Source organism: Lentzea sp., from assembly GCF_035525475.1.
In the GTDB taxonomy this organism is placed as follows: Bacteria; Actinomycetota; Actinomycetes; order Mycobacteriales; family Pseudonocardiaceae; genus Lentzea.
Genome location: NZ_DATLEC010000229.1, coordinates 20,973 through 32,301 on the forward strand (window position 1 = coordinate 20,973; position 11,329 = coordinate 32,301).

Below are 11,329 nucleotides of genomic sequence, written 5' to 3' on the forward strand. Positions count from 1 at the left end.
CAACCCTAGAGGGTCGTAGGCTCCTCGACGTGCCAATCGAACGCTCCACCAGAACGGGTTTGGTGCCCCTCGTCGTCATCGGCTTCGCTGTGGCGGCTCTCGCCGCCGTCGCGTTCAGCGCCCTCTCGGACAACCCTCCGGCGGGACTGCTGGTCGTGCGCGTGCTGACCGAGACAGGCGCGGTGGTGACCATCGGCTCGTTGCTGCTGGCGGCGTTTCTCGTGCCACCGCAGAAGTCCGGCACGCTCGCGGCGGACGGGTACGCCGCGATGCGCACCGCCGGGTGGTTCGCGCTGGTGTGGCTCGTCGGCGCCGTGCTGTCTGTGCCGTTCAACACAGCGGCGGCGATCGACCGGCCGGTGAGCTCGTTCAGCCTCAGCCAGATGATCGCGACGGCGATGCTGCTGGAGCAGTCCAAGGCGTGGATGCTCACGGCGATCCTCGTGGCGTTGCTCGCGGTGGCGTGCCGTCTGGTGCTGTCGTGGGGATGGACGACCGTCCTGCTGTTCCTGGCCATCTTCGCGTTGGTCCCGGTCGCCGTCACGGGACACTCGTCGTCCGGTGGCTCGCACGACATGGCGACGAACAGCCTGCTGTTCCACCTCGTCGCCGCGGTGCTGTGGGTGGGCGGCCTGATCGCGTTGCTCGCGCACGGCAGGCGTGGCGGCGCGCACCTCCCGCTCGCCGCGACGCGGTTCTCGAAGCTGGCGCTGGTCTGCTGGATCGTCATGGCCGTCTCGGGCGTGGTCAACGCGCTGGTGCGCATCACCCCCGCCGACCTGGTCACGTCCACCTACGGCTTGCTGACGCTGGGCAAGCTGGCCTGTCTGCTGCTGCTCGGGGTGTTCGGCTACTTCCAGCGCGAACGCGGGGTGAAGGGCGTCGTCGACGGCAGGCCGCACGCGTTGCTCAAGCTCGCGGGCCTCGAAGTGCTGCTGATGATGTTCACGATCGGACTGGCCGTCGCGCTCGCGCGCACGCCTCCGCCGGGAGGCAGCCTCGACCTGCCCAGCCGCGTGGAGATCGCCATCGGCTACGACCTCGACGGGCCGCCGACGCTCGCGAGCATCCTGTTCGACTGGCGTTTCGACCTGGTCTTCGGCACGGCGGCGCTGGCTCTCGCGCTGCTCTACGTGCTCGGCGTGCGCAGGCTCGTCAAGCGCGGCGACAAGTGGCCGGTCGGCCGCACCGCGGCGTGGTTGTGCGGCTGCTTCTCGTTGCTCTTCGCGACTTCTTCCGGCATGGGCCGCTACTCGCCGGCGATGTTCAGCGTCCACATGGAAGCGCACATGGTGCTCTCGATGCTGACGCCGATCCTGTTCGTCCTGGGTGGACCGGTCACGCTGGCGTTGCGCGCGTTGCCGGTCAGCAAGGAGTTCCCAGGGCCGCGGGAGTGGGTGCTGGCGTTCGTGCACTCACCGGTCGCGCGCCTGCTGACGAACCCGTTCGTCGCGCTGGCCCTGTTCGTCGGGTCCTTCTACGCCCTGTACTTCTCGGGGCTGTTCGAGGCCGCGTTGCCGTTCCACTGGGCGCACCTCGCGATGAACGCCCACTTCATCCTCGCCGGCTACGTCTTCTACTGGCCGGTGATCGGCGTGGACCCGTCACCGAACAAGCTGCCGCCACTCGGGCGGTTGGGGCTCTTGTTCGCGTCGATCCCGTTCCACGCGTTCTTCGGCGTGGTGCTGATGAGCTCCGCGAACGTCATCGGCGAGCAGTTCTACCGCGGGCTCGGGCTGCCGTGGGTGCAGAACCTGCTGGAGGACCAGCGGCTCGGCGGCGGGATCGCGTGGGCGGCGGGGGAGATCCCGCTGCTGGTGGTCATGGTCGCCCTGCTCGCGCAGTGGGCGCGGCAGGACTCCCGTGAGGCGAAGCGCATGGACCGCAAGGCCGACGCCGATGGAGACGCCGACCTCGAGGCCTACAACGCGATGCTGCGGAAGATGGCAGGGAAGGACTAGAGCGAGAGCGGACGGCGGAAGCCGCGGACCGCGAAGAACGCGCCGACCGCCGCGATCACGCCGCTCGTGACCAGCGCACCGGCCACCCCGGTGACCGGGTGGGCCAGCGCCAGGCTGCGGGCGGCGTCGACCGCGTAGGTCAGCGGGTTGACCTTCGCGATCGCCTGCAGCCAGCCCGGCAGGCCGTTCACCGGCACGAACGCGCTGGACGCGAACATCAGCGGGAACATCGCCAGGAAGCCGACGGTCTGCATCAGCTCCGCCTTGCGCACCCACGCGGCGATCGCGATGAACACCCAGCTCAGCGCCCATCCCACGACCAGGGCGAGGCCGAGCGCGGCCAGCGTGCCGAGCATGCCGCCGTCGGGCCTGAACCCGAACACCAGCACACCGAACGCGATCATCAGCACCAGCTGGAACCCGGTGCGCACGGCGTCGGACAGGTTGCGTGCCAGCAGAACCGTGCTCGGCCGGATGGGCAGCGAACGGAACCGTGCGAGCACACCGTTCGACATGTCCTGCACGAGCCCGATACCGGACGCGAGAGAGGACTGCATCGCGGTGTTCACGAGGATCGCGGGCAGCAGGAAGTTGATGTAGCTCATGCCCGGTGGGAAGTTCGCCGTCGACGTGATGCTGCCGAAGATCTGGCTGAACAACGTCAGCATGATCAACGGCTGAAGCACGCTGAAGAAGACGAGTGCGGGCGTGCGCAGCAGTGCGCGCAGAGAACGGCCAGTCAGCACAAGGACTTGCGTCGGGTAGCTGCTGCCGTGCCAAGTTAAGGTCGCCATGATTTCCCCCTAGTTCGCGGCGAGAGTGAGGTAGACGTCGTCGAGCGTGGGCTCTTTGAGGCCGATTTCGTGCGCTTCCAAGCCGTTGTCGTCCAACGCGCGCACGACCGTTGCGAGGTCGCGTGACCCGCTGACGGGCGTGGTGAGGGTGAGTCCCTCCGCGACGGGGTGGAGCCCGACGCCGTGGATGGCCTTGAGAGCGGTGTCCACTTCGGACGCCGAGTCGAGCGTCACGGTCACCGTGCGCTGACCGACCTGCGCCTTGAGCTCGGCCGACGTGCCGGACGCGACGACCTTGCCGTGGGACAGCACGGTGATCGAGTCGGCGAGCCGGTCGGCCTCGTCGAGGTACTGCGTCGTGAGCAGGACGGTCGTGCCGTCCGCGACGAGCTTCTCGACGATCTCCCACATGGCGAGGCGGCTGGCGGGGTCGAGGCCGGTGGTCGGCTCGTCCAGGAACAGCACCTCGGGGTTGCCGACCAGCGAGGCGGCCAGGTCGAGACGGCGCCGCATGCCGCCGGAGTAGGTCTTGGCGTTGCGCCGGGCGGCGTCGGTGAGGTCGAACTGCTCCAGCAGGTCGTCCGCGCGCTGGTGGGCCTGACCGCGGCTGGCGCCGAGCAGGCGGGCGATCAGCACGAGGTTGTCGTGGCCGCTGAGCTGCTCGTCGACGGCGGCGAACTGGCCGGTCAGGCCGATGCGGCTGCGGACCTCGTGCGCCTGCTTGACGACGTCGAACCCCGCGACCCTCGCGCTGCCGCTGGACGGCGGCAGCATCGTGGTGAGGAGGTTGACCAACGTCGTCTTGCCGGCGCCGTTGTGGCCGAGGAGCCCGAGCACGGACCCCTTCTTCGCGGTGACGCTCACGCCGTCGAGGGCGTTCACGTCGCCGAACTTCTTGCTCACCTCGTGAGCCTCGATCATGAGCTCAGTCATCGGTTCCCCCTGGTTTGAGTGCTCCGTGCAGGAAGAGCTCCACGAGCTGCGCCGCCTCGACGGACGTGTCGCCGAAGCCCTGGCCCTGCAGGCGGTTGGTGAAGACGAAGCCGAGCAGCAGACGGGCGGCGTGCTCGGGGCTGGTGCGCAGGGTCGCGTCGCCGAACAGCTCGGCGACCGCGGTGGAGACGCGCTGCATGCCGGCCTGAGGTCCCCGGTTCTTCTCGTGGTCCTCCTGGCTCGGCTGGTAGCCGGACTCGCGCAGAGCGCCCATGACGCTCCACATGCGGTCGAGGTAGCCGCTCACCGTCCTGGCCGCTTCCACGAGGCGTTCCTCGATCGGCAGATCGGCGGGCACGGCCTTGATGCGGTCCACCTCCTCGTCGGAGAGCAGTGCGCGCTGGATGCACGCGCCCAGCAGCTCGGCCTTGTCCTTGAAGACGCGGAACACCGTGCCCTCCGCGATTCCGGCCGCGGCGGCGATCTGGCTGGTGGTGACGTTCGCGCCGTCCTTCACCACGAGCGGCAGCGTGGCCTGGACGATCGCCTCGCGGCGGTCCTCCGGGCTCATCGCGGGAGCGCGGCGGCGGCGTGGTTCCCCTGACACGGTCCCACCGTATGAGTGAGTACTCACTCATGTCAATGAGTGGGCGCTCACTCACTCGCTCCGCTCGAGCGCCGCACTAGCACACGGGTCCGACAATTCCGCTGCCCGAAGTGCCTCAAGATCCCGACCTGTCCACAACCCGCGGGTAATCCACAGATCGCGATCCGCCCCGCCCCCGCCACCCGCCTCCGGAGCAACCTGGACCGGCAACCCCGCACCCTGGAGGCGAACCGATGTCCTGGAATTCCACGATGGTCACCGTCGTTGGTCATGTGGCGAGCGAGATCTCGTACAAGCACGGTGAGGACGGCAAGAGCAACGCGTACTTCCGCCTCCACTCGACGGAGCGCCGGTACAACACGGCGATCGGCGACTGGGAGGACGCCGAGACGTTGTGGCTCGGCGTCACGTGCTGGCGCAAGCTCGCCGACAGCGTGAAGACCACGCTGTCCAAAGGCGATCCCGTGATCGTCCAGGGCAAGCTGCGCATGCGGCACTACGAGAAGGACGACTCGAAACGGACCGCGTTCAACCTGGACGCGCTCCACGTCGGGCTGGATCTGAGCCGCGTGCAGTCACTCGGGTCCGCCCCCGTCGTTGAACCGCGGTCCGATGAAGAGCTGGTGGAGGAGACCGCACCGTTCTGAGCTTTGAGCCGTTCGGAGGCAACCGCGCACGGGAACTCGGGAACCCACCCGTTCCGGCGGTGCCGCCGGAGAAGATGTGAGCACTGCGAACCACGAAGGAGGGAAGCTCGTAGGTCGGAGCCGCTGAGGACCGATCGCCGAGAGTCGTTCACGTTCGAACGGAACGGGCAGGTCACCGAGTCGCGTGACGCTCGATCCGGGGGTGGACGCCCGCTAGTCGGCGACCGAGGTCAGGAGCCTCTGGGCACCGCTCTACGATCGCCGCCATGGCCGAGTTCATCTACACCATGAAAAAGGTGCGCAAGGCGCACGGTGACAAGGTCATCCTCGATGACGTCACGATCATGTTCTACCCCGGCGCGAAGATCGGTGTGGTCGGTCCCAACGGCGCCGGCAAGTCGAGCGTGCTCAAGATCATGGCGGGGTTGGACACGCCGAACAACGGCGAGGCGTACCTGGCTCCCGGTTACACCGTGGGCATCCTGCAGCAGGAACCGCCGCTCAACGAGGAGAAGACCGTCCTCGGCAACGTCCAGGAGGGCCTGGGCGAGATCAAGGTGAAGCTCGACCGCTTCAACGAGATCGCCGAGCTGATGGCGACCGACTACTCCGACGAGCTGATGGAGGAGATGGGCAAGCTCCAGGAGGAGCTCGACCACGCCGACGCGTGGGACCTCGACTCCCAGCTGGAGCAGGCGATGGACGCCCTGCGCTGCCCGCCGCCCGACGCCGACGTCACCAAGCTCTCCGGTGGTGAGCGCCGCCGTGTCGCGCTGTGCAAGCTGCTGCTGAGCAAGCCCGACCTGCTGCTGCTCGACGAGCCCACCAACCACCTGGACGCGGAGAGCGTCCTGTGGCTGGAGCAGCACCTCTCGCAGTACGCCGGCGCCGTGCTCGCCGTGACCCACGACCGGTACTTCCTGGACAACCTGGCCGAGTGGATCCTCGAGATCGACCGCGGCCGCACCCACCCGTACGAGGGCAACTACTCCACCTACCTGGAAAAGAAGGCCGAGCGACTCGCGGTCCAGGGCAAGAAGGACCAGAAGCTGCAGAAGCGCCTCAAGGACGAGCTCGACTGGGTCCGCTCCGGCGCCAAGGCCCGCCAGGCCAAGTCCAAGGCGCGTCTCGACCGCTACGAGGAGATGGCGGCCGAGGCGGAGAAGACCCGCAAGCTCGACTTCGAGGAGATCCAGATCCCGCCGGGCCCGCGTCTGGGCAGCGTCGTGGTCGAGGTCGACAAGCTGAAGAAGGGCTTCGGCGACAGGGTCCTGATCGACGGCCTGTCGTTCACGTTGCCGCGCAACGGCATCGTGGGCGTCATCGGCCCGAACGGCGTCGGCAAGACGACGCTGTTCAAGACCATCGTCGGTCTCGAGCAGCCGGACGCCGGCGACGTGAAGGTCGGCGAGACGGTCCTGCTGTCCTACGTCGACCAGAACCGCGGCGGCATCGACCCGAAGAAGAACGTGTGGGAGGTCGTGTCCGGCGGACTCGACTACATCCACGTCGGCAACGTCGAGATGCCGTCGCGCGCGTACGTCAGCGCGTTCGGCTTCAAGGGCCCTGACCAGCAGAAGCCCGCGGGCGTGCTGTCCGGTGGCGAGCGCAACCGCCTGAACCTCGCGCTCACGCTCAAGCTCGGCGGCAACCTGATCCTGCTGGACGAGCCGACCAACGACCTGGACGTCGAGACACTGGGCTCGCTGGAGAACGCTCTCGAGCAGTTCCCCGGCTGCGCCGTCGTGATCTCCCACGACCGGTGGTTCCTCGACCGCGTCGCCACGCACATCCTCGCGTGGGAGGGCACGGACGACGACCCGTCGAAGTGGTACTGGTTCGAGGGCAACTTCGAGGGGTACGAGAAGAACAAGCTCGAACGCCTGGGTGCGGATGCCGCCAGGCCGCACCGTGTCACGTACCGCAAGCTGACACGAGACTGAGAGGGCAACGGCGACGTCGTGGCGGCGAGGGGCGAGGCGCGGGCGAACGTCGAGGTGAGCACGCTGGTCGTGCCCGCCTGGCGGCTGCGTTGGCGGGCACCGGAGCTCGCTCTGGTGCTGGGCGAGCGCGCACTCGCGCTCGCCACCGCCCGCCACGACGAAGCCGACCGCCTGCGGGCGGAGTCGCTGGTGGTCTTCGCGGGCAACCGCGTGGGCCGCGGCGTCCGCGTCGCCGACAGGGCGATCGACGCGCTGAAGGCGGCCGAGGCCGCCGGTGAGCACGAGACCGCGTGGTTGCTGCGGGTCGAGCTCGCGGCGTGCGCGCGGTCGGTGGGGGCACCGCTGACGGGGTTCGCCGCGGTGACGCCCGTGCTGGAGGCGCCGGACGTGCCCGCGGAGCTGCGGGCCTCGGCTCTGGTGCAGGCCAGCGAGTGCCTCGTCACGGTCGGCCGCGGCGACGAGCCCACGCGGGCCCTCGCCGAGGCGGACCAGCTCTACGTGTCCGACTCGACGCTCGACGACGACACCCGCCTGCTGCTGCGCGGCCTGGTCCGCGCGGTGCAGGCGGCGCAGCACCGGCGGTGGGGCGACATCGCCGCCGCCATCGGTGCCGCGCGCGAGGGCCTGGACCTGCTGGGCAGGTTCGCCGACCCGTCGGCGGACAGCGGCCAGGGCTTCGGCCGGCTCACGCTGGAACTGGTGCTGGCGTTGATGGACGCGAACCGCGTGCTCGACGCGAGCAAGGCCGGCGCCCCGCTGCTCGACCGCCCGGTGCGGGCACCGTCGGCGTCCACGGCGGGGTGGCTGCGCCTGGCGCTGGCCACGCGCGTCCACCTGCCGGCGGGCAGGGTCGTGCTGGCCCGCGAGATGCTGCGCGAGGCCGCGGCGAGCGCCGAACGCCACCAGCTCGACACCCTTCTCGCGGAAAGCCTGCTGGCGCTGGCCCACGTGCACGAGGTGACCGGCGAACTGGCCGACGCGCTCACGAATCTGCGGTCCGCCCACGCCGCCGAACGCCGCCGCGCCCGCGCCGTCTACGCGGTGCGCGCCCGGCTCGCCGCAGAGTTCTCCGGAGTGCACCGGCAGCCCGCGGACCTGCACCGGCAGCTGGCGGACCTGCTCCGGCCGATCGAGGGCATGCCCTCGGCCACCGACGGCGTGCTGCCCGCGGCTCTGAAGCAGCAGCTGCGCCAGTGGCGTCCGGTCCAGGTGCGCAAAGGCGATGGCCTGAAAGCAAACCGCGTCCGCCGTGCAGCAGAGGACATGACCGTGGAAGGCTTGTCGGCAGCACGACAACACGCCGCCGACCGGTGGCGCATGGTCCAGCCGTTCGGCGAACCAGAAGACAAGACCCCGGAGCCCGTGGAACCGCCACCAGCATCCTCGTCGTCCGACCGCACCGTCCCCGCGTCCGGCCTGATCGCCTCCGCGGGCGCCATGGTCAGCGGCCGCCGCCGCGCCGCACGGGTGGCCGCGGGTGAGATCGGCGACGACACACCGACCACCATCGCCGCGATCCCCGTCATCACCGACTCTCCCGCCGAGCCGGCCCCGCCGGCCGAGGCTCCCGCGCCCGTCGAGCAGCCTCCGCCCGCGGACCAGGAGCAGGTGAGCCCCGAGCTGGCGCGCAAGCGCAAGATCGAGCAGCAGCTCATGGAGCTGCAGCGCGAGGCCCGCCGTCAGATAGAGGCGGAACGCCAGGCCCGCGCCGAGCAACGCGCCCAGGCCGAACGCGAGGCCAGGGCGGCCGAAGAGGAAGCAGCGCGCCAGGAAGCGGCCCGCCGGCAGGCTGCTCGCGACGAGGCTGCTCGCCAGGAAGCCGCACGTCAGGAAGCAGCCCGCGAGGAGGCCGCGCGTCAGCAGGCCGCCCGTGAGGAAGCCGCGCGTCAGGAGGCCGCGCGTCAGCAGGCCGCTCGCCAGGAGGCGGCCCGTGAGGAAGCCGCTCGCCAGGAAGCCGCTCGCCAGGAGGCGGCGCGTCAAGAAGCCGCGCGCCAGGAAGCGGCTCGCCAGCAGGCCGCTCGCGAGGAGGCGGCTCGCGGGGAAGCCGCCCGCGAGGAGGCCGCCCGTCGGGAGGCCGCCCGACTGGAAGCGGTGCGCCGCGACGTGGCACGCCAGGAGGCGGCTCACCAGGAGGTCGCTCGCCAGGCAGCGGAACGCGAGGAGGCGGCCAGGACCGACGCCTCGCGACCCCAGCCCGAAAGCGTGCTGGACATGCTCAAGGCCCAGGGCCTGCGAGCGGGAGGGCGCCGCCGGGCCCGCGACACCGGCTCCGAGCCCGAGACGCCGTCGGCGGCGTCGTGGCGGGTGGAACCCCCATCCCGCCTCCGCGAGGACGACCAGAGCACGGAGTCCCCCTCCGCACAGGCCTTCCCGGAGGCCGGCTCCGCGAGCGCTGAGCCCCCGAGCTACTTCACCACCGCCACGGGGCCGGGCTCCGCGGACGCGGGGTCGCCGCCGAGCTACTTCGGTTCCGGGGCTTCGAGCTCCCCGGACGTCGAGTCCCCGCCCAGCTACTCCGGTTCGCCGGCCACTCCGGACTCCCCGAGCCAGGACTCCCCGGCGCAGCAGGGTTTTCCGGCGGGCGGGCTGTTCGGGGACCAGGGCACCCCGGCGTTACCGGACATGCCGGACCGTCCCGGCCGCGCGGGCCTGGCGGCGGCGTTCTCGCGCGCGCCGGCGGCTCCGGACTTCGGTCCCCACCTGGACGCCCCCGCCTACCCGCCGCACACCCCGGCGGGGGGCTTCCCCGCAGTCGCCGACCCGGACGAGCGCAGGCTTCCCGACCTCGACTTCAGCTCGCTCGACTTCAGCACCCCGAAGCCGAGGGCGCTCGAGTCCGTTCCCGCTCCGGTGGAGCTCCCCGATCCCGAGCCGGATCCCGCCCGCGAGCCGTTGCCGCCGATCCCGGACCCGATCCCGTCGGTGCCGGTTCCGGACGAGATCCCGCGGTCGCCGGAGCCGGACCTGATGTCGACCAGCTTCCTGAGCTCCGCGGACGTGGACGACGACGCGTCCGACGTGCCCACGGCCCCTGTCCGCCTGTCCAGGGCCGCGGACCAGCAGGTCACCGACGGGCCGCCGGCGCAGTCCGGCTACGGGATCCCACCGGCGTTCGGCGCGCCGTCCGGGTTCGGCGCCCAGCCGAGCTTCGGGACGCAGACGTTCGGGTCGCAGGGCTTCGGCACCCAGGCCGGGTTCGGGACGCCGTCCGGGTTCGGTGGGCGGCAGGGGTTCGGCGACCGGCCCGGTTCCGAGTCGCCGATGCAGACCGATCCGATAGTCCAGCCCGAGCCGGTAACCGACGTGTCCGTCGTACAACCGGGCGCTACCGGGCCGGACGTGGCGATGCCCGATCCGGCACCGCAGTACGACTACTTCGCGGAGAAGGCCGAGCCCCCGGCTCAGCCGGCCACCTCGGACCAGGCCACCTCCGGCGGATCGGCGGACAGCGGCGACGGCGCGCGCACCGGCCGTCCCAGCAGCCGGCGCAGGCCGAGCGACCTGAGCCTCGCCGACCTGCTCGCCGAGGCGCTGGTGGCCTACGAGACGGGCCGCCGCTCCGACGAGGAGCAGGTCGAGGCCACGGATCTCGGCGTTCCGGAGTGGTCGGCCGCCGACCAGGAGGCCGCCACCCCGCAATCCGGCATCGCGCAATCCGGCATCGCGGAGTCCGGCATCGCCGCCGCTCCCGTGGAGCAGCCTCCGCAGCCCCCGGTCAGCGCCGACCCGCCCTCGAGGCCGGCTGATCCGTTCGGCTCGGCGCAGCTTCGGCCCGATTCCTACTTCGGTGCGAGCCAGTTCGGCTCGCAGCACGTGCCGTACGTCCTGTCGGATCACTTCGGCGACAAGGCGACCGCCAAGCCGGAGCCCGCTCCTCTCGGCCCGGGCCCCGCCGGGCCCGTTCCCGAGAGCGAGCAGGAGAAGACCGGCCCGATCGTTCCCCTGGGCTCCGCGCAGGACAACGAGACCACGGGTCCGATTCGTCCGGTGAGGTTCGACGGACCGCCGGGCTGGACGCTGCCCGGGACGTGATGGTGTCCAGCGCCACACCTCAAGCCTTGCCCAACCCGTCCGCCGGCAGGTGATCCACCGGCGGTGGACGGGTAGGTGTTCTGCACGGTCCGGCGGTCAGCACCACGTCGGGCCCCTGATCGGTTGTGTGCCAGGGATCGGCTGAACCTCCGGTGCGTCCCGCTTGTCAGGGCGGGCCGGTGTCGTGCCGCGTCCGCGATGCGAAATGTGTTGCAGCCACTGATGATGTGACTCGATTCAGCCCTCGATTCAGTGGTCCGTCAGTGCCCCTCCCGTGTCCGGTGACGGCCGCCACCCCATCTAGGGTGGGGGCGGACCCGGCACACAGCGGTGCCGGAGCGCGTGGAGTCGCCTGTAGATGACCTCGACTGGAGCGCCGACCCGATCCGACGACGTCCCCGCGGTAGCCACC

At 70.6% G+C, this 11,329-nt stretch carries 7 protein-coding genes; 4 read left to right on the forward strand and 3 right to left on the reverse strand.

The genetic code is table 11. The features are described from left to right. The first annotated feature begins 29 nt into the window (after positions 1-29). Positions 30-1,961 (forward strand): cytochrome c oxidase assembly protein, encoded by a 1,932-nt coding sequence (locus VM306_RS34810; RefSeq protein ID WP_325522533.1) that lies wholly within the window; start codon positions 30-32, stop codon positions 1,959-1,961. On the opposite strand, the gene VM306_RS34815 is transcribed toward VM306_RS34810, so the two are convergent. The 3 genes from VM306_RS34815 to VM306_RS34825 are packed head-to-tail and all read right to left on the reverse strand — an operon-like array spanning position 1,958 to position 4,295. After that, on the reverse strand, positions 1,958-2,755 hold the full coding sequence (locus VM306_RS34815; RefSeq protein ID WP_325522535.1) for an ABC transporter permease: 798 nt from the start codon (positions 2,753-2,755) through the stop codon (positions 1,958-1,960). The genes VM306_RS34810 and VM306_RS34815 overlap by 4 nt on opposite strands. A 9-nt stretch (positions 2,756-2,764) precedes the next feature. Continuing rightward, positions 2,765-3,688: an ATP-binding cassette domain-containing protein gene (locus VM306_RS34820; RefSeq protein WP_325522537.1), complete on the reverse strand. Its 924-nt coding sequence runs from the start codon at positions 3,686-3,688 to the stop codon at positions 2,765-2,767. Next, positions 3,681-4,295: a TetR/AcrR family transcriptional regulator gene (locus tag VM306_RS34825; RefSeq protein ID WP_325522539.1), complete on the reverse strand. Its 615-nt coding sequence runs from the start codon at positions 4,293-4,295 to the stop codon at positions 3,681-3,683. Before VM306_RS34825 ends, VM306_RS34820 begins: the two co-directional genes overlap by 8 nt. A 251-nt stretch (positions 4,296-4,546) precedes the next feature. Here VM306_RS34825 and VM306_RS34830 point away from each other — a divergent pair, with 251 nt between their 5' ends. The 3 genes from VM306_RS34830 (at position 4,547) to VM306_RS34840 (ending at position 10,917) form a co-directional block, all read left to right on the forward strand. Beyond that, on the forward strand, positions 4,547-4,942 hold the full coding sequence (locus VM306_RS34830) for a single-stranded DNA-binding protein (protein WP_325522541.1): 396 nt from the start codon (positions 4,547-4,549) through the stop codon (positions 4,940-4,942). Positions 4,943-5,208: 266 nt separating this feature from the next. Further along, complete coding sequence (gene ettA, locus VM306_RS34835; protein WP_325522543.1) at positions 5,209-6,885, forward strand: energy-dependent translational throttle protein EttA; 1,677 nt, start codon at positions 5,209-5,211, stop codon at positions 6,883-6,885. Positions 6,886-6,903: 18 nt separating this feature from the next. Then, the gene (locus tag VM306_RS34840; protein ID WP_325522545.1) at positions 6,904-10,917 is read left to right on the forward strand and encodes a histone H1-like repetitive region-containing protein; all 4,014 of its coding nucleotides are present in this window, start codon (positions 6,904-6,906) and stop codon (positions 10,915-10,917) included. Positions 10,918-11,329: the final 412 nt, after the last annotated feature.